The sequence below is a fragment of the Bradyrhizobium sp. AZCC 1588 genome (genome assembly GCF_036924735.1).
Lineage (GTDB): Bacteria > Pseudomonadota > Alphaproteobacteria > Rhizobiales > Xanthobacteraceae > Bradyrhizobium.
Window position 1 is genome coordinate 4,686,959 of the sequence record NZ_JAZHSC010000001.1, and the last position, 19,498, is coordinate 4,706,456.

Genomic DNA, 19,498 nt, shown 5'->3' on the forward strand with positions numbered 1-19,498 from the left:
TTTGACATGCGCGACAGCGCGGCATTTGATGCCGGTCGGTTCGATTTCTGGATGCGAGCGATGAACATTCCTCCCGGTCTTGGCGAAGCTCTGCTGCACAGCGCTTCTGACGCGATCATTGCGACCGATCGCGACGGACGCATCACGTTCTGGAATCCTGGCGCGGAGCGGATATTCGGCTTCACGGCTGCGGAAGCCACCGGCCGGTCGCTCGACCTGATCATCCCTGAAAATTTGCGGGCGCGGCACTGGGCCGGCTTTAGGCATACCATGGAGACGGGAACGAGCCGCTACGGGCACGGCGATTTGTTGTCGGTGCCCGGCCTGACCAAGGACGGCCGGCGGATCTCGGTCGAGTTCACCATCGTCCTGTTGCGAAGCGAAGCGCAGGAGGTCGCGGGCACCGTGGCGGTGATGCGCGACGTAACGAAGCGCTTTGCGGAGGTGAGGGAATTGAAGCGGCGGCTCGCCGAGGCCGGCGGTCGTTCCTGAATACTTCCTGCGCAGATTCCGGCGGCCCGGCTTCGGCCCAAAATAATTATGATGGCGATGTCGTTTTCCGAGCGGCCCGTTCGACTGGGTGTCGGCGATCCAGCCGATCAAGAGGAGTATTCAAGATGCAGTATTTGTTGATGATCTATCGGAGCGAGGCCGAGCTTGGAAAAATGGACGCCGCGGCGCGCAAGCAGACGACGGCGGAATACGGGGCGTTCACCCAATCCATCATCCAGAGCGGCCATTTCAAGGCCGGCGACGGCTTGCAGCCGTCAACGACGGCAACCACCGTCCGGGTCCGCGACGGCAAGGTCATGACGACGGACGGTCCGTTCGCAGAGACGCGCGAACAGCTCGGCGGCTATTATCTGGTCGAAGCCAAGGATCTCGACACCGCACTTGGCATCGCCGCCCGGATTCCCGGCGCCAAGACGGGTTCGATCGAGGTCAGGCCGATCATGGTCTATGATTGACGGCGAAGCCGTCATTCCGGGGCGCGAAGCGAACCCGGAATCTCGAGATTCTCCGATGCGCAATTGCGCATCGGAGTTCGATGCTTCGCATCGCCCCGGAATGACGACGTTGGGCACCTTATGACACCCACCGAAATCGAAAAAACATTCCGCGACGAGACGGGGCGGGCGCTGGCCACGCTGATCCGTCTCGTCGGCGATTTCGATCTGGCCGAGGATGCCTTGCAGGACGCGTTCGCGGTGGCGCTGGAACGCTGGCCGGCCGCGGGCCTGCCGTCCAATCCACGTGCCTGGCTGGTCAATGTCGGCCGCAACAAGGCGGTCGATCGTATCAGACGCAACATCGCGTTCAGCGGCAAGCAGCAGGAGCTGACGCACGAACTGCTGCTCAACGCATCCGAGCCATGCGAGGACGCCGACAGCGCGCTTGACGACGACATGCTGCGGCTGATTTTCACGTGCTGTCACCCCTCCTTTGCCGCCGAGGTACAGGTCGCGCTGACGCTGCGCACCGTATGCGGGCTCACGACGGCGCAGGTCGCGCGCGCCTTTCTCGCCAGCGAAGATGCGATGGCGCAACGCCTGCTGCGGGCCAAGCAAAAAATCCGTCTTGCCGGCATTCCCTATGAGGTGCCGGAACGCGAAGCACTGGAGCCCCGGCTGCGCGGCGTGCTCGCGGTGGTCTATCTCGTCTTCACCGAGGGATACGCGGCCACGTCAGGGGAAGGCCTGATGCGGCCGGATCTCGCGCGCGAAGCGATTCGGCTGGCGCGGCTGCTCGATGCGTTGATACCTGGGCGTGGCGAGATCAAGGGCCTGCTCGCCCTGATGCTGCTGCATGATGCGCGGCGCGCCGGCCGCGAGACCGCAGGCGGCGACATCGTGCTGCTGGAGGAACAAGACCGCACGCTATGGGATCGTGCACAGATTTCGGAAGGCTTGCTTCTTGTGGAAGAGGCATTGCGGATACCGGGCCGGCCGCAATCCTACGCGGTGCAGGCGGCGATCGCCGCGCTGCATGCGCGTGCGCCCAGTTACGAAGACACCGACTGGCGGCAGATCGCCGGGCTCTACGAGGTGCTGCTTCGGATCAGCCCGTCGCCGGTGATCGAACTCAATCACGCCGCTGCGGTGTCGATGGTCGATGGACCGGCGCGGGCGCTCGATCTGGTCGATGCGCTGGCGGCGCGCGGTGGGCTGAAGAGTTATGAGTTGCTGCCGGCCGTCCGCGCTGATTTGCTGCGCAGGCTTGGGCGGCACGACGCCGCGCGGGAAGCGTATCAGGAGGCGACGGTTGCGACGCAGTTGGAGCCGCTGCGAAGGCTGTATGCGCGAAGGATAGCGGAGATGGAGGCAAGCGCGGGCGGACTCTAACCGTCATTGCGAGCGCAGCGAAGCAATCCATCTTTCCGCACGTCTGGAGAGATGGATTGCTTCGTCGCTTCGCTCCTCGCAATGACGATGGAAGTACCGGTGAGTTACCTCGCCGCCACCGTCGTCATCGCCTCCGCCGGCAGGCTCGCCAATAGCGCATGCAGCGTGCTCATGGTCGAGTGATCGGCGATGCCGTCGACGCGCGCGGGGCGGAAGTGACGCTGGAACGCGGTGACTACTTCCATGGTCGGGCCGTCGAACTTGCCGTGGGTCGGGATGTTGTAGCCGTATTTGGCGAGCGCTGCCTGCATGTTGGCGACGCCGTCTGAGATGCTGCCGAGCTTGAGCGTTTCGCCGCGCACGATCGGCGCCGGCTGCACCCAATGGCCGACGCCGGAATTCGCCAGCAAGTGCCACGGGAATTTCTCGCCGGGGTCTTTCTTGCGCGCCGGCGCGACGTCGGAATGTGCGAGCACGCGATGGGCAGGTATCTTGCGGCGGAGCATGATGCCGCGGCACAGCGCGATCACGGCGGCGATCTGGCGCGATGGGAAATCCGGATAGCCCCAGTCGTGGCCGCGGTTGATGATCTCGACGCCGATCGAGCAGGAATTGATGTCTTCCTCGCCGGCCCAAGAGGATACGCCGGCGTGCCAGGCGCGGTTGGCTTCCGGCACGCATTGCACGATGCGGCCGTCCTCCAGCACGATGTAATGGGCTGAAACGTCGGTGCCGGGGGTGCAGAGCTGGGCGATCGCGCCTTCCACATCCGGCATGCCGGTGTAGTGCAGCAGGATCATATCGGCGACGCGGCCGTTGTTGCGGTCGCCATAGTTCGGCGACGGGATGACGTCGGATGCGATCGAGGAATCCGGGGTAAAGGTCTTCATGTCGGCGTTGGCCCTGGGAACGGGAAGGGCGCGTTGACGCCTCGAATCAATACCAGCAGATGTGAACGAACCAGAAGCCATTTTTTAAACCCAAACCGGGCGGCAGAGCGGCAACATCGTGTTCAAACGGCAATATCGTTTACTATTCATTTACCGCGTGCCCGCGCAATGCGGCGGCCGAGTTCCCTCTCGTATTTTGACCGAGTGTGGGCGAGGCGTATCACCATTTTTCGGTGTCTCAAAAGCGTGGAAAACCCGCGGCCGACCATCAACGCTTTCTTAACGCTAAGTGCCGTTACTAAGTGGTGAATAGCCGAACCGGGTTGGGGACGGCCGAGGCCCTCTTTCACGCTCGAAATGCCATGGCAACCCAGCAAATTCCGTCGGGAAATGAGGGGTCGCGGGGCCGGGCGAGAGGCGGCCATCCCGCCTGTTCGCGGCCATTTGGCCGGAAAAGCCCGGCGAAGCGCAGAGATTTGAGGCGCAATGGGCCCGTTCGCGTCCAGTTTTCGTACCACAGACTGGAAAACGCCAGAGGACGGCGCATGAGTCCGGTTGCGCCGCGCCACATCTCGGTGCTCGGCCGCGAGGCGGTCGAGATGCTCGATCCCAGGGACGGCGGCATCTATGTCGACGCGACCTTCGGCGCCGGCGGCTACAGCCGCGCGATTCTCGAGATCCCGGGAACTCAGGTCATCGGCATCGACCGCGACCGGTCGGCGGTTGCCGGCGGGTTCGATCTGGTCGAGCAGTCCGGCGGTCGGCTGACCCTGGTCGAGGACCGATTCTCCAATCTTGCCGAAATCTGCGCGGCGCAAGGCGCGCCTCTCGTGGACGGCGTCGTGATGGACGTCGGCGTTTCCTCGATGCAGCTCGATCAGGCCGAGCGCGGCTTCTCGTTCCGGCTCGGCGGCCCGCTCGACATGCGGATGGGGCATGACGGCCCGACGGCGGCCGATGTGGTGGCGAAGGCCTCCGAGAGCGACCTCGCCAACATCATCTATATCTTCGGTGAAGAGCGCTATTCCCGCGCGGTGGCGCGCGCCATCGTGGCGGCGCGGAAAGAGGCGCCGATTACGACCACGCAGGCGCTGGCCGATATCGTCGGCAAGGTGGTTCGCTCAAAGCCCAACGAGATTCATCCGGCGACGCGGACGTTCCAGGGCTTGCGGATCTTCGTCAACGCCGAGCTCGACGAGCTGCATCTGGCGCTGGCTGCGGCCGAGCGCGTGCTGAAACCCGGCGGGCGGTTGGCGGTCGTCTCGTTCCATTCGCTGGAAGACCGCATCGTCAAGGATTTCCTCAACGCGCGCGGCAAGGCTGGCGGCGGTTCGCGGCATTTGCCCGAAGTGGCGCAGGCGGCGCCGAGCTTTCAGATTCTGACGAAGCGTCCGGTCACCCCCGGTGAAGCCGAGCTTGCCGCCAATCCGCGCGCGCGTTCGGCAAAACTGCGCGCCGCCGAGCGCACCGCGGCGCCGGCGCATCCGGCCGGCCGCCTGCCGGCGTGGCCTACGCTTGCCGACGTGATGAGGGGAGGCTGATCGATGCGGATCATCCACTTCCTCGTCATCGGCGTGCTGGTGTTCGCGGCTGCCTATGTCTACCGGATCAAGATGGAATCGACCGCCCGCGTCGAGCGCGTGCTGCGGCTCAACGCCGAGATACGCGAGCAGCGCGACGCGATTGCGGCGCTGCGCGCGGAATGGGCCAAGCTCGATGCGCCGCTGCGGCTGCAGGGACTTGCCGAGCGCCATCTCAGCCTGAAGCCGTTGGTCGCCACGCAATATGACCAGTTGAAGAATTTGCCGGAACGGCCACCGGCTTTTGCGCGGCCGGGCGCTCCCGATCCGATCGGCGCGATGATCAACACTATCGAGGCTGCCGCCGAGGCGCCGCCCACAACCGGCTCCGTGCCCGCACCGGGAGATCAGCAATGACCGGCCGTGCGCTGACAAAGATGGCGCGAAAGCCCGCGGAACCGTGGCGGCGGCGGCTGATCCGCAGCCTGCTCTATGGGCGCAATGTCGACCGCGCCGTCAAGGCGCGGGCGCGCGTGGGCCTTGCGATCCTGCTGTTTGCGGCAATCTATGCGGTGCTGGCCGGACGTCTGGTGATGTTCGCCGTCGGCGCCGACAGCCACGGCGCCCGCCGTACCGCCTCGCAGGACGCGATTGCGACCGCGCGGCCCGACATCGTCGACCGCAACGGCGAGGTGCTGGCGACCGACGTCAAGGCGCCGAGCCTGTTCGGCGAGCCCAGGCGCATCATCGACAAGGACGAGGCGATCGAACTCTTGACCGCGGCGCTGCCGGACCTCGATACGGCAGAGGCACGCACGCGCCTGTCGTCGCGCAAGGGCTTTGTCTGGCTGAAGCGCGAAATCACGCCCAAACAGCAGCACGACATTCACAAGCTCGGCATTCCCGGCATCGGCTTCCTGCGCGAGAACAAGCGCGTCTATCCGACCGGCGCCGCGGTCGCGCATCTGATCGGCCTCGTCAACATCGACAACGCGGGCATCGCCGGGATGGAGAAGTGGCTGGACAATAACGGTCTGGCCGACCTGCACCGCGCCGGCTTCGCCACCGATCGGCTGCAAAAGCCGGTGGAACTGTCGATCGACCTGCGCGTCGAACACGCGCTGCGCGACGAATTGTTGAAGGCGAAAGAGAAGTACAAGGCCAAGGCAGCTTCCGGCCTCGTCTCCAATGTCAGGACCGGCGAGATCGTAGCCCTGGTGTCGCTGCCGGATTTCGATCCGAACAATCCGAAAGAGGCGCACGACCCCGAGCGCATCAACCGCCTGACCACGGGCGTGTTCGAAATGGGCTCGACCTTCAAGGCGCTGACACTGGCGATGGCGCTGGATTCCGGCAAGGCCAACCTCAACACGCTCTATGACGGGCGCGGGACGCTGAAGTTCGGCAAGTTCACCATTCACGACACCCATCCGGTCGGCCGCGCGATCACGCTGTCGGAAGTGTTCACCTTCTCCTCCAACGTCGGCGCGGCCAAGATCGCGCTGGCGCAAGGCGTGGAGGCACACAAGGCATTCCTGAAAAAGCTCGGCCAGATGGACCGGCTGCGCACCGAGTTACCTGAAAGCGCTTCGCCAATCGTGCCGAAGCGCTGGACCGAGCTCAACACCATCACGGCTTCGTTCGGCCATGGCATCGCGGTTGCGCCGTTGCAGGCGGTGATGGGCATCAATGCCTGCATCAATGGCGGTCTTTTGATTCCCCCGACCTTCCTCAAGCGGTCGGAAGAGGAGGCGCGGGCGATCGGCAAGAAGGTGCTCCGAACCGAAACCTCCGAGAAGATGCGCTATCTGATGCGGCTGAACGCCGAGATCGGAACCGCCAAGAAGGCCGACGTGAAGGGCTACTATATCGGCGGCAAGACGGGTACCTCGGAAAAGGTGGTCAACGGCCGCTATTCCAAGAAACAGGTGCTCAACTCCTTCACTGCGATCATCCCGGCCGACAATCCGCAGTATCAGTTGCTGGTCATGCTGGACGAGCCGAAGGCGCTGCCGGAAACCCATGGCTTCATCACCTCGGGCTGGAACGCGGTGCCGACCGGCGGCAAGGTGATTGCCCGCATCGGCCCGCTGCTGGGCATTGAGCCGCGCTTCGACCTGCCGCCGTCCGACCGCCTTATTCTTGCAGCATCAAAGACAACCCAGTAAGGCGTAGGAGGAGCATGATCCGGAAAAGTGGAGACCGGTTTTCCGACAAGATTATGCTCCCAAAATAGAGATAGATCATGATCCAAATCGGATCATGATCCACGTGCGCCAAACTGCGCCGGGGCCGGACTGGAACAAGATGAAACTTCGCGACCTCTTCAGCGATGACGCTGCGATCGAGCCGCACGCGGAAGCTGTCGATGTGAAAGGCCTTAGCGCCGACAGCCGCGCGGTGAAGCCCGGTGATCTGTTCTTCGCGCTCGCGGGGACCAAAACCGACGGCGCGCGCTTCATTGATTCCGCGGTCAAGGCGGGCGCAGTTGCGGTAGCCGGCGAGCGTGTCTCTGCGGACGCCCGCGTTCCCTTCGTCGTCACGCCAAATCCGCGCCGCGCGCTGGCGCTGGCGGCGGCGCGATTTTATCCCCGTCAGCCCGCAACCATTGCGGCGGTGACCGGCACCAGCGGCAAGACCTCGGTCGCGGCATTCACGCGCCAGATCTGGGAACGGCTCGGCCACGCTTCCGCCAGCATCGGCACCATCGGTCTGGTGTCGCAAAAGCGCACGGTCTACGGCTCGCTGACGACGCCGGATCCGATCGCGCTTCACAGGCAACTCGATGAGATCGCGGGCGATGGCGTGACGCATCTGGCTTTCGAAGCCTCCTCGCACGGGCTCGATCAGTTCCGGCTCGACGGCGTCCGCATTGCCGCCGGCGGCTTCACCAATCTCTCGCGCGACCACATGGATTATCATCCGGACGAGGCGCATTACCTCGCGGCCAAGCTGCGGCTGTTCCGCGATCTTGTCGCGCCTGATGGCGCGGCCGTGATTTCGGCCGATCATGATTGTTCGCAGCAAGTGATCGAGGCGGCGCAGGCGCGGGGTTTGCGGATCATCGCCGTCGGCGGCAATGCCGATGGTGCCGGTGAAGGCATCCGCCTCGTTGGCGTCACCGTCGAAGGATTTGCGCAGGATCTCGCGCTCGAACATCGCGGGCGCAACTACACGGTCAAGCTGCCGCTGGTCGGCGAATTCCAGATCGAGAATGCGCTGGTTGCCGCGGGGCTCGCGATCGGCACCGGCAGCGAGCCGGATGCGGTGCTGGCAGCGCTTGAACATCTCGAAGGCGCCAAGGGCCGGCTGGAGCGGGTCGGCGAGCACAATGGCGCGCCGATCTTCGTCGATTACGCGCACAAGCCGGATGCGCTGGCCAAGGCGCTGCAGGCGCTGCGACCCTACGCGAAGCGCAAGCTTGTCGTGATCTTCGGCGCCGGCGGCGACCGCGACGCCGGCAAGCGCCCGATCATGGGCGCGATTGCGGCCAAGAATGCCGATCAGGTCATTGTTACCGACGATAATCCGCGCAGCGAAAATCCGGCTGCGATCCGCGCCGCCATTCTGGCCGCGGCGAAGGGCGCAACTGAAATCGGCGATCGCGCGGAGGCGATCCGGGCAGGGATCGCGGCGCTGCAGTCTGGCGATGCATTGCTGATCGCCGGCAAGGGTCACGAGACCGGCCAGATCGTCGGCGACAAGGTCTTGCCGTTCAGCGATCATGAGGCGGTAGCGGCCGCGCTCGCAGCGAGGATGGCATGAGCGCGACGCCATTGTGGACGATTGCCGAGATTGCGCGCGCGCTGGGGCTGTCGGGCGATTATCCGGACACGCCGATTGATTTCGTCACGCAGGACAGCCGGTTGGTGAAGCCCGGAAGCCTGTTCGTGGCGTTGAGCGGCACGCCGAGCGGCGGCTTCATCTCCAGTTTTGCCAGCGCCCGCGACGGCTGGGAATTCGCCGGCCAGGCCGAGGCGTCCGGCGCGGTGGCGATGATCGTTCCGCACGCCATCGACGGCGTCCGCGTTCCGCAGTTGATCGTCAAGGATACGCTGATCGATGGCTTGTGGGCGCTGGCGCGCGCGGCGCGGGCGCGCTTTGCCGGCCCGGTGATCGGGCTCACCGGTAGCGCCGGCAAGACCAGCACCAAGGAATTCCTCGCCGCCTATCCTGCCGCCTACGCGAGCCCAAGTAGTTTCAATAATTTCTGGGGCGTGCCGCTGACGCTGTGCAATGCCAGCCCGCAAGCGAGCGTGTGGGTGGTCGAGATGGGCATGAACCAGACCGGCGAGATCGCGCGGCTGAGCGAGCTGACAAAGCCGACGGTGGCGCTGGTGGTGAACGTGCAGCCGGTGCATCTGGAAAAGCTCGGCAGCCTGGAGGCGATCCGGCGTGAGAAGGTGAGCATCGCGCAGGGCTTGCCGAAAGATGGCGTGCTCGTATTGCCTGATGATGTCCTTACGCCGGAATGGAACGGCAAGGTGATCCGCTTCGGTGAAGGTTCGGATATTCACGCATTGAGGCATACCGCCCGGGGCGAGAGCTGGGACGTCGCCGCGCAGGTCAACGGCAGCCGGATCGAATTCGGCCTGACGCCCGGCGCGCCGCATCGTCTGCAGAACGCGTTGGCCGCGCTGGCGTCGATCCACGCTGCGGGGCTCGATCCGGCGGCGCTGGCGAAGGAACTCGACGATGTCGGCATCATGACCGGCCGCGGCGTGGAGCAGGCCGCCCACGGCGTGACCGTGATCGACGACAGTTTCAACGGTAACCCGGCCAGCATGGTGGCCGCGCTCGGCAGCCTTAAGGCGCGGCCGGTGACATCAGGCCGGCGTATCGCCATTCTCGGCGACATGCTGGAATTGGGCGCTGATGCGCCGGCCTATCACACAAAACTCGCGAAGGACCTGCCGGGCCTCGACGGCATCTACTGCGTCGGCCCGTTGATGCGCCATCTGTACGACCTCGTGCCGGCGGAGCGGGCGCTCGGCTGGCACGAAGACCCGGCGACGCTCGATCCCCAACAAATCGCCGCATTGCTGCGGGACGGGGACGTCGTGGTGGTCAAGGGCAGCAAAAAAATGTTCTGGGTGAACAAGTTTGTGCCCCGGCTGCTGGCCGCCTTGCAGGCAAAGGCGTAAGCTGGCCGCACCCGGCGTGCCCGTTGCTTTGGCGAGAGGCGATTCGTCAATACCCCATGCATGACCAAGATTTGCTTGGTTTGAGGATGAAAACGATTATCAAGGCGTTCCCGGAACGAACGCGTTCCCGGAGCGCTTGCCGCCAAAGGCGGCGCAACCAAGTCGCGTGATAGGGCCTACCTGAATGTTTTACTGGCTGATCGAGCTTTCCAATACTGTTCCCGGTTTTGGCATCTTCCGCGGCTTCTTCAACGTGTTTCGCTACATCACCTTCCGCACCGGCGGGGCGATGGTGACAGGCGCGCTGTTCGTCTTCCTGTTCGGGCCCTGGATCATCGATCACTTGCGGCTCAGGCAGGGCAAGGGCCAGCCGATCCGCACCGACGGCCCGCAATCGCATCTGATCTCCAAGAAGGGCACGCCGACGATGGGCGGGCTGATGATCCTGTCGGGCCTCGTGGTGGCGACGCTGCTGTGGGCCAATCCGCTCAACCCCTATGTCTGGATCGTGCTCGCGGTGACGCTCGGCTTCGGCTTCGTCGGATTTTACGACGACTATCTGAAGGTGACCAAACAGAGCCATAGCGGCTTTGCCGGCAAGCTGCGGCTTTTGATCGAAGCGGTGATTGCGCTCGCGGCCTGCTACGCGCTGGTGCGGCTCGGCCGCGATGCGACGTCGACGTCGCTGGCGGTGCCCTTCCTGAAGGACGTCGTGATCAATTTCGGCTGGTTCTTCGTGATCTTCGGCGCCTTCGTCATCGTCGGCGCCGGCAACGCGGTGAACCTGACCGACGGTCTCGACGGGCTTGCGATCGTGCCTGTCATGATCGCCGCCGCCAGTTTCGGCATGATCTCGTATCTGACCGGCAATGCGGTGTTCTCCGATTATCTGCAGATCCGCTACGTCGCCGGCACCGGCGAACTCGCGGTGCTGTGCGGCGCGGTGCTTGGCGCAGGCCTCGGCTTCCTCTGGTTCAACGCGCCGCCGGCCTCGATCTTCATGGGCGATACCGGTTCGCTCGCGCTCGGCGGCATGCTCGGCGCCACGGCGGTGGCGGTGAAGCATGAGATCGTGCTCGCCGTGATCGGCGGATTATTCGTGCTGGAAGCCGTCTCCGTGATCGTGCAGGTGGCCTCGTTCAAGCTGACCGGAAAACGCGTGTTCCGGATGGCGCCGCTGCATCACCATTTCGAGCAGAAGGGCTGGACCGAGCCGCAGATCGTGATCCGGTTTTGGATCATCTCGGTGATGCTGGCGCTCGCCGGCCTCTCCACGCTGAAGCTGCGGTGATCGCTTGATTCCCATCACTTCCTTCGCAGGCAAAACGGTCGCTGTCTTCGGTCTCGGCGGTTCGGGCCTGGCGAGCTGCCACGCGCTGAAGGCCGGCGGCGCCGAGGTGATCGCGGGCGACGACAGCGCCGACAATGTCGCCAAGGCCGCACAAGCCGGTTTCACCACGGCCGATCTACGCACGGTGTCGTGGTCGAATTTCTCGGCCCTGATCCTCACCCCCGGCGCGCCGCTGACGCATCCGGCGCCGCATTGGTCAGTACTGATGGCGCGGCAGGCCGGCATTGAGGTGATCGGCGACATCGAACTGTTTTGCCGGGAGCGCCGCCGTCACGCCCCGGATGCGCCGTTCGTTGCCATCACCGGCACCAACGGCAAATCCACCACGACGGCCCTGATCGCGCATCTGATTGATGTCGCCGGCTACGATACCCAGATGGGCGGCAATATCGGCACCGCGATCCTCTCGCTGGAGCCGCCGCGGATGGGACGTGTGCACGTCGTCGAGATGTCGTCTTATCAGATCGACCTGGCGCCCTCGCTCGATCCCTCCGTCGGCATTCTGCTCAATGTCAGCGAAGACCATATCGATCGCCACGGCACACTGGAAAACTATGCCGCCGTGAAGGCGCGGCTGGTTGCCGGCGTGCAGCCGCAGGGCACCTCCATCGTCGGCGTCGACGACATCTGGTGCCGCAACATCGCCGATCGCCTCGACCAGGCGGGAAAACGCGTGGTGCGGATCTCCGTGAAGAATCCGTTGCCCGACGGCGTCTATGTCGAGCGCGAAACCGTCGTGCAGGCCTCCGGCGGCGCGCGCAACGAGGTTGCAAGGCTTGGCGGCATCGGTTCGCTGCGCGGCCTGCACAACGCGCAGAACGCAGCATGCGCCTCGGCCTGCGCGCTGGCGATGGGTATCTCCACCGATACGCTGCAAAACGGTCTGCGCAGCTTTCCGGGGTTGGCGCACCGCATGGAGCAGGTCGGCCGCCGCGGCAACGTGCTGTTCGTCAACGACTCCAAGGGCACCAATGCCGACGCCGCCGCGCATGCGCTGTCGTCGTTCACTGACATCTTCTGGATCGCCGGCGGCAAGCCGAAGCAGGGCGGCATCACGGGGCTGACGGAATACTTTCCGCGCATCCGAAAAGCCTATCTGATCGGCGAAGCCGCGCAGGAGTTTGCGGGAACGCTGGGCGAGCGCGTGCCGCACGAGATTTCGGAGACGCTCGATGTGGCAGTGGCCAGCGCCGCTCGCGACGCCGAAGCGTCAGGGCTCGTCGATCCCGTGGTGCTGTTGTCGCCGGCCTGCGCCTCGTTCGACCAGTACCGCAACTTCGAAATCCGCGGCACCAAGTTTCGCGATCTGGTGACGGCGCTGCCGGGCGTGAAGCCGGTGGTGTGATAATGCTGATCCGTAGGATGGGTAGAGCGCAGCGAAACCCATCGCAGCGGCACTGGATTGATGGGTTTCGCTTCGCTCTACCCATCCTACATCCTGCTTATTTCGAGGGCGTCGCAAATGGCAATTCATGCTCCCTCACGCAACCATACTTGTTTTGCGTTTGCGGTGCTCGCGGCGACCCTAGCATTTCATGAGGTCGTAGATGCGGCTTCGCCGGTGTCCGACGGAGTGTCTTTAAGCGAGTCGTCGATTTCGTGGAGCACGGTCCAGTACGCGACCTCTGCGGAGAACGGATTCGTCAGCGGGTCGCTCGACAAGAAGACCATCGTCGACCGCACGTTCAAGACCTACGTGCTCGAGAATCGTTATCTGAAGGTAACGCTCTTGCCCGAATTTGGCGGACGCATTCTTTCCATCATCTACAAGCCGACCGGCCACGAACAACTTTATCGCACCGAAGTAGGCGTGCCTTACGGGATGAAGGCCGGCAACTTCTATTACGACTGGCTGATGGTGTACGGCGGCATCTTCCCCACATTTCCCGATCCCGAGCACGGCAAGACGTGGCTGAAGCCATGGGATTTCAAGGTGGAAAAGGAAAGTGCCGCCGAGGTGACGGTGTCGATGTCGCTCAAGGACGATTTTGCGTACTCGGCGGCGCCTACGCAGTTTCTCAAGGGATCGACGGGTGTCGAAGCGACTTACTACGTCACGCTGAAAGCCGATCGCGCCGCGCTTGATGCGCGTGTGGTGCTGAACAACCCGCAACCCCAGGCGATCGATTACGAGTACTGGACGTGCACGACACTCGCGCCGGGCTCCGACCCAAAGAACCCCAAGACGACCGGCGGCGCCGAAATCATCGCGCCGATCCAAGCCTACAGCACGCCTGCCTGGTCGGCCAATCTGTCTGAAGGTGATGAGAGCTTTGGTCCAGGCAAGAGCCGTTTCGAAAAGCTGCGCTATTTCAGGAACTGGCCGACGATGGGCATCGCCTACGCGGCGCCCGACATGCAGGGCAGGAATTTCTGGGGTGTGATCAACCACGACAACGAGGAGGGGATCATCCGCATCGCTGACAATACCGTCACGCGGGGTTTGAAGATGTGGACGTGGGGATTTCCGTCGTTCACCAACGAAACTGACGCACGCAAGGACCCGAGCGAAGCTCGGCCCTACGTCGAATTGTGGGCGGGCGTGTCGGACCAGTTCTTCCACCGCGCCAAGCTTCCCGCGCGCGGCGAACTGTCTATACCGGAAACCTACAGCCCCACCGTCGGCATGAGCAACGTGACGCATGCAAACGAGAATATCCTGATCAATTTCTCGGCCGCGGCGTCCGGCGTGAATCTTCAGTTCTTCAGTATCGAGCCGGCGACGCCGCTGCGCGTCACGTTAAGGCGCGGCGATACGATTTTGTTCGACAACGCCGTGGAAGCCGACCCGACGAACGGAAATCGCATTTCCGCGCGGATCCCTGCAGGCGGCAGCGGCGATCAGGTGCGGCTGACGATCACGACCATGGACGGCAAAGAGCTGATCGCAGCCGAGACAAGGACAAAGTGAAACCTTGCCGACCGCAATCGTGTCCCGGACGCGTTGCGGCATGTAATGCCGCGACGCACGGTCGGGACCCACACTTCCATGGGCCCCGGCCTGGCAGCGCACCGCTCCGCGCTGCGCCGCATCCGGGGCACGAGTGCGCTGCTTCGTTCAATCATCTGCAATTCATTAACCCCCCATAAACCATCCTGCGCCACCAATGGGTGTTACCTCTGCCATTTTGGGGACGCCCATGCTCGCCCGTGACCAACGCACCCCGTTTTCGGACTGGTGGTGGACCGTGGATAAGCTGCTGCTTGGCGCGATCATGGCGCTGATGCTGGGCGGCGTCATCCTGTCGCTGGCGGCGAGCCCGCCGGTGGCGACGCGGATCGGGCTTGATCCGTTCCATTTCTTCAGCCGGCACATGCTGTTCCTGCTGCCGTCTCTGCTGGTGCTGATTGGGGTATCGTTCCTGTCGCCGAGGCAGATCCGCCGTCTTGCGCTATTGGTGTTCGTGGTGAGCGTTCTCTTGATCGTGGCGACGCTCGTCTTCGGTGCGGAGGTGAAGGGATCGCGGCGCTGGATCACGCTGCTCGGCGTCAACATCCAGGCCTCCGAATCCGCCAAGCCCGCCTTCGTCGTAATGGCGGCGTGGCTATTTGCGGAATCGACCAAGCGGCCGGAAATGCCGGCGACCTCGATGGCGATGGTGCTGCTGCTGACGCTGGTGTCACTTCTGGTGATGGAGCCGGATTTCGGCCAGACCATGCTGATCCTGATGGTGTGGGGCGCGCTGTTCTTCATCGCAGGCATGCGGATGATCTGGGTGGCCGGCCTAGCTGGCGTCGCGATGGCCGGGTTGTTCAGCGCCTATCTGCTGGTTCCGCACGTCGCGGGCCGCATCAGGCGCTTCCTGAATCCGGCCTCTGGCGACACCTTTCAGGTCGACATGGCAATGGAAGCGTTCTGGAACGGCGGCTGGTTCGGGCTCGGCCCCGGCGAAGGCATCGCCAAGCGCAGCCTGCCGGACAGCCATACCGACTTCGTGTTCGCGGTGGCGGCGGAAGAATTCGGCATCATCCTGTGCCTGGCGCTGGTTGGGCTGTTCGCCTTCGTCGTAATCCGCACGCTGACGCGGGCCTACGCGAGCGAGGACATGTTCTCGCGCTTTGCGGCGTCGGGACTTGCGATCCTGTTCGGCATGCAGGCTGCCATCAACATGGCGGTCAATCTGCAACTGATCCCCGCCAAGGGCATGACGCTGCCCTTCATCTCCTATGGCGGTTCGTCGATCATTTCGCTGGCCTATGGCGTCGGCATGATGCTGGCACTGACGCGGCAGCGCCCGCGCACCGAAGTGGAATCGATGAACGCGGCCGGCGTGGCGCGGGGCTACGCCTGAGGGCGTGACTAGCGCTGCGGCGTCGGCTATTTGAAGCCATGGACACGACGCCTCTCATTCTGCTGGCTGCCGGCGGCACCGGCGGCCATTTGTTTCCCGCCGAAGCGCTCGGGGTTGAGCTCATCAAGCGGGGCTTGCGCGTGCGGCTCGCGACCGATGCCCGCGCGCTGCGCTATAGCGGGCTCTTTACCCGCGACAATATCGACGTGGTGCCGAGCGAGACCGTGCGCGGCCGTAATCCGTTGTCGCTGGCGCGCACCATTGTCATGCTCGGCTACGGAACAGGCGTAGCGCTCAACCTGGTTCGGCGGCTGAAGCCCGCGGCCGTGGTCGGTTTCGGCGGCTATCCGACGCTGCCGCCCTTGATCGCCGCACGGCTGCTCGGCGTGCCCGGTATCATTCATGATGCCAACGCCGTGCTCGGCCGCGCCAACCGTTTTCTCTCCAAGCGCGTCAATGCGATCGCGACCTCGCTGCCCGGCGTGCTCGATCGCGATCCCTCGCTCGCGGGAAAAACCACGACAGTCGGCACGCCGATGCGCCCGGCGATCCTTGCCGCCGCCGCGCAGCCGTTTGCCCCTCCGGAACCGAACGGGCCGCTGCGCTTGCTGGTGGTCGGCGGCAGCCAGGGCGCGCGGGTGATGAGCGACATCGTGCCGGGTGCGATCGAACGGCTCGAGCCGGTGTTGTGGAGCCGCATCGCCCTGACGCAGCAGGTGCGCGAGGAAGACATGGCGCGGGTACGGGCAGTCTACGACCGGCTCAAGATCAAGGCTGAGCTCGCGCCGTTCTTTACCGACCTGCCGGCGCGGCTGGCGTCCAGCCATCTCGTGGTCTCGCGCTCCGGCGCCGGCACCGTGGCGGAACTCGCCGCGATCGGCCGGCCCTCGATTTTGGTGCCATTGCCAGGGGCGATCGACCAGGACCAGTTCGCCAATGCCGGCGTATTGTCGAAGGTGGACGGCGCTTTGCGGATCCCGCAAGGAGAATTCACGCCCGACCGGCTCGCCGCCGAAATCTCTGCCTTTGCCGCCGAGCCCGCCCGGCTGACCGCGATGGCCGCCGCCGCTCGCCAGGTCGGCCGGCTCGATGCCGCGGAACGGCTGGCCGATCTGGTCATGAAAACGGCCGGAATTTGACGTCGACGGTGGCCCAAAAAGCGCTTGTCATGCCCCGCGAAAGCGGGGCATCCAGTATGCCGCGGCGCCTGATTTGAGCCTTGGCTCTTAGGAATACTGGCTTCGCGGAATACTGGATCGCCCGCTTTCGATGGCGATGACGGCCAAGGACATACCCATGAGACTGCCGCGCGAGATCGGACCCATTCACTTCGTCGGGATCGGCGGCATCGGCATGAGCGGCATCGCCGAAGTGCTCGTCAATCTCGGCTACACCGTGCAGGGCTCGGACGCCTCCGAAAGCGGCAATGTCGCGCGGCTGCGGGAGAAGGGCGTCAAGGTCTCGGTCGGCCACAAGGCCGAGAATGTCGACGGCGCCGACGTGGTCGTGGTCTCGACCGCGATCAAGCGCGACAATCCCGAACTGATGGCGGCCCGCGCGCAGCGCATCCCGGTAGTGCGTCGCGCCGAAATGCTGGCCGAACTGATGCGGCTGAAAAGCTGCGTCGCGATTGCCGGCACCCATGGCAAGACCACGACGACATCGATGGTCGCGGCGCTGCTCGATGGCGGTAATCTCGACCCGACGGTGATCAATGGCGGCATCATCAATGCTTACGGCACCAATGCGCGGCTCGGAGCGGGCGACTGGATGGTGGTGGAAGCCGACGAGAGCGACGGCACGTTTTTGAAACTGCCGACCGACGTCGCCATTGTTACCAATGTCGATCCCGAACATCTCGATCACTTCAAGACTTTCGAGGCGATCCAGGACGCGTTCCGCAATTTCGTCGAGAACGTGCCGTTCTACGGTTTTGCGGTGATGTGCATCGATCACCCGGTGGTGCAGAGCATCGTCGGCCGGATCGAGGATCGCCGCATCATCACCTACGGCGAAAACCCACAGGCCGATGCGCGGCTGATGGACCTGACGCCGATCGCCGGCGGATCGAAGTTCAAGGTTGCGATCCGCAACCGCAAGACCGAGGCCACGCACGAGATAACGGACATCGTGTTGCCGATGCCGGGCCGGCACAACGCGTCGAATGCGACGGCGGCGATCGCGGTGGCGCACGAGCTCGGCATCTCCGATGAAGCGATCCGCAAGTCGATCGCTGGCTTCGGCGGCGTCAAGCGCCGCTTCACCCGCACCGGCGAGTGGAACGGCGTCACCGTGATCGACGACTATGGCCATCATCCCGTCGAGATCGCTGCAGTGTTGAAGGCCGCGCGTGATTCCTACGCCGGTAAGATCATCGCCGTGGTGCAGCCACACCGCTTCACCCGCCTGCAATCGCTGTTCGAGGAATTCTGTACCTGCTTCAACGATGCCGATGCGGTCATCGTCGCCGAGGTCTATCCGGCCGGCGAGGCGCCGATCGAAGGTATCGACCGCGACCATTTTGTGCTCGGCCTGCGCGCGCATGGCCATCGTGAAGTGATCCCGCTGCCGAGTTCGGCGGAACTGGCTAAAGTCGTCCGAGGCATCGCCAGTCCCGGCGACCTCGTCGTTTGCTTAGGGGCCGGCAACATCACACAATGGGCCTACGCACTGCCCGGCGAATTGAAGGCGTTGGGGTGATGATGGTCGCTGTTGCTGTGGAGGTTGAAGGGACGCGTAGCTACGAGGGCCGGTGTTTGCGGCCACCCCTCTCCCTAACCCTCTCCCGCAAGGGGAGAGGGAACCCTACCGCTGGTGCGTCCCTGACTGAACCAATCGATGTAACCTTTCATGGATGTGAGGCGAGCACGCTGTTCAGGCTCCCTCCCCCCCTGCGGGGGAGGGTTGGGGAGAGGGGTAAGCCCCGGGCGGTGGCGTCAAACGCAACGCGATGCAGTCTCAAACATCGCGAGACGGTTGGCGCGACATGACCTTCCCCGACATCACGTCCGATCTGAAAGCCGCGATGCCGCAATTGCGCGGGCGACTGTTGGCGAATCAGTGTCTCGCCGAATTGACCTGGTTTCGCGTCGGCGGGCCGGCGCAGGTGCTTTTCACGCCGGCGGATGAAGACGATCTCGCGTATTTCTTAAAGCTGCTTCCGAAGGAATTGCCGGTCTACGTCGTCGGCGTCGGCTCCAACCTGATCGTCCGCGACGGCGGTATGCCGGGCGTGGTGATCCGGCTGTCGCCGCGGGCGTTTGGCGAGACCAGAGCCGAGGGCGATATCGTGAGCGCGGGCACGGCCGCGCTCGACAAGCGCGTGGCAGAAACGGCGGCGGCGGCCGGGATCGGCGGCATGGAATTCTTCTTCGGGATTCCCGGCACCATCGGCGGCGCGTTGCGGATGAATGCCGGTGCCAATGGAAGCGAGACCAAGGACGTGCTGGTCGAGGCGACCGGCATCGGCCGTGACGGTACGAAGCACGTCTTCTCCAATGCCGACATGAAGTTCGTCTATCGCAACAGCGGCGTCGACCCCTCGATCATTTTCACCTCCGCGCGCTTTCGCGGGCAGATCGCGGACGCCGAAACCATTCGCGCCCGGATGAACGAGGTGCAGAGCCATCGCGAAACCGCGCAGCCGATTCGCGAAAAGACCGGTGGCTCCACTTTCAAGAATCCGCCCGGCAACAGCGCGTGGAAACTGATCGACGCCGCCGGTTGCCGCGGGCTTCGCGTCGGCGGGGCGCAGGTCTCGGAAATGCACTGCAATTTCCTCATCAACACCGGCAATGCCACCGGGCATGATATTGAAACGCTGGGCGAAACCGTGCGCGAGCGGGTTAAAGCGAATTCTGGAATCGAGCTGCACTGGGAAATCAAGCGGATCGGGATTTCGGTCTAGTCGTCATTCCGGGGCGATGCGAAGCATCGAACTACGATGTGCTATTGCACAT

At 64.1% G+C, this 19,498-nt stretch carries 16 protein-coding genes; 15 read left to right on the plus strand and 1 reads right to left on the minus strand.

What is annotated here, in order from left to right:
• Positions 1-60 precede the first annotated feature (60 nt).
• The 3 genes from V1277_RS22050 to V1277_RS22060 all read left to right on the plus strand — a co-directional run bounded on the left by V1277_RS22050 (position 61) and on the right by V1277_RS22060 (position 2,342).
• Positions 61-492, plus strand: coding sequence for a PAS domain S-box protein (locus V1277_RS22050; RefSeq protein WP_334418087.1), 432 nt, complete (start codon positions 61-63; stop codon positions 490-492).
• Positions 493-617: 125 nt separating this feature from the next.
• Positions 618-968: a YciI family protein gene (locus tag V1277_RS22055; RefSeq protein ID WP_334418088.1), complete on the plus strand. Its 351-nt coding sequence runs from the start codon at positions 618-620 to the stop codon at positions 966-968.
• Positions 969-1,088: 120 nt separating this feature from the next.
• Positions 1,089-2,342, plus strand: a complete 1,254-nt coding sequence (locus tag V1277_RS22060; RefSeq protein WP_334418089.1) for an RNA polymerase sigma factor — start codon at positions 1,089-1,091, stop codon at positions 2,340-2,342.
• Between the two features lie 104 nt (positions 2,343-2,446).
• Here V1277_RS22060 and V1277_RS22065 read toward each other — a convergent pair whose 3' ends face one another.
• Entirely contained in the window at positions 2,447-3,313 is an 867-nt protein-coding gene (locus V1277_RS22065) for an N-acetylmuramoyl-L-alanine amidase (RefSeq protein ID WP_334418090.1), read from the minus strand.
• Between the two features lie 464 nt (positions 3,314-3,777).
• Between V1277_RS22065 and rsmH the strand changes: the two genes are divergently transcribed.
• The 12 genes from rsmH to murB all read left to right on the plus strand — a co-directional run bounded on the left by rsmH (position 3,778) and on the right by murB (position 19,446).
• Positions 3,778-4,773 (plus strand): 16S rRNA (cytosine(1402)-N(4))-methyltransferase RsmH, encoded by a 996-nt coding sequence (gene rsmH / locus V1277_RS22070; protein WP_334418091.1) that lies wholly within the window; start codon positions 3,778-3,780, stop codon positions 4,771-4,773.
• A 3-nt stretch (positions 4,774-4,776) separates the two neighbouring features.
• The gene (ftsL, locus tag V1277_RS22075) at positions 4,777-5,169 is read left to right on the plus strand and encodes a cell division protein FtsL (RefSeq protein ID WP_057847016.1); all 393 of its coding nucleotides are present in this window, start codon (positions 4,777-4,779) and stop codon (positions 5,167-5,169) included.
• Positions 5,166-6,920, plus strand: a complete 1,755-nt coding sequence (locus V1277_RS22080; protein ID WP_334369916.1) for a peptidoglycan D,D-transpeptidase FtsI family protein — start codon at positions 5,166-5,168, stop codon at positions 6,918-6,920. Before ftsL ends, V1277_RS22080 begins: the two co-directional genes overlap by 4 nt.
• 139 nt (positions 6,921-7,059) lie before the next feature.
• Positions 7,060-8,517, plus strand: coding sequence for a UDP-N-acetylmuramoyl-L-alanyl-D-glutamate--2,6-diaminopimelate ligase (locus V1277_RS22085; RefSeq protein ID WP_334418092.1), 1,458 nt, complete (start codon positions 7,060-7,062; stop codon positions 8,515-8,517).
• Positions 8,514-9,896, plus strand: coding sequence for a UDP-N-acetylmuramoyl-tripeptide--D-alanyl-D-alanine ligase (locus tag V1277_RS22090; RefSeq protein WP_334418093.1), 1,383 nt, complete (start codon positions 8,514-8,516; stop codon positions 9,894-9,896). The genes V1277_RS22085 and V1277_RS22090 overlap by 4 nt, the downstream gene beginning before the upstream one ends.
• A 184-nt stretch (positions 9,897-10,080) precedes the next feature.
• On the plus strand, positions 10,081-11,187 hold the full coding sequence (gene mraY / locus V1277_RS22095; RefSeq protein WP_057847013.1) for a phospho-N-acetylmuramoyl-pentapeptide-transferase: 1,107 nt from the start codon (positions 10,081-10,083) through the stop codon (positions 11,185-11,187).
• 4 nt (positions 11,188-11,191) lie between these two features.
• Entirely contained in the window at positions 11,192-12,592 is a 1,401-nt protein-coding gene (gene murD, locus V1277_RS22100) for a UDP-N-acetylmuramoyl-L-alanine--D-glutamate ligase (protein ID WP_334418094.1), read from the plus strand.
• A gap of 228 nt (positions 12,593-12,820) precedes the next feature.
• Complete coding sequence (locus tag V1277_RS22105) at positions 12,821-14,158, plus strand: DUF5107 domain-containing protein (protein ID WP_334418095.1); 1,338 nt, start codon at positions 12,821-12,823, stop codon at positions 14,156-14,158.
• A 229-nt stretch (positions 14,159-14,387) separates the two neighbouring features.
• Complete coding sequence (gene ftsW / locus V1277_RS22110; protein ID WP_334369909.1) at positions 14,388-15,539, plus strand: putative lipid II flippase FtsW; 1,152 nt, start codon at positions 14,388-14,390, stop codon at positions 15,537-15,539.
• Between the two features lie 38 nt (positions 15,540-15,577).
• Entirely contained in the window at positions 15,578-16,678 is a 1,101-nt protein-coding gene (gene murG, locus V1277_RS22115) for an undecaprenyldiphospho-muramoylpentapeptide beta-N-acetylglucosaminyltransferase (protein WP_334418096.1), read from the plus strand.
• A 157-nt stretch (positions 16,679-16,835) separates the two neighbouring features.
• Positions 16,836-18,239, plus strand: coding sequence for a UDP-N-acetylmuramate--L-alanine ligase (murC, locus tag V1277_RS22120; RefSeq protein WP_334418097.1), 1,404 nt, complete (start codon positions 16,836-16,838; stop codon positions 18,237-18,239).
• A gap of 286 nt (positions 18,240-18,525) precedes the next feature.
• Positions 18,526-19,446 carry a UDP-N-acetylmuramate dehydrogenase gene (gene murB / locus V1277_RS22125; protein WP_334418099.1) on the plus strand — a complete coding sequence of 307 codons (921 nt, stop codon included), beginning with the start codon at positions 18,526-18,528 and terminating at the stop codon, positions 19,444-19,446.
• Positions 19,447-19,498: the final 52 nt, after the last annotated feature.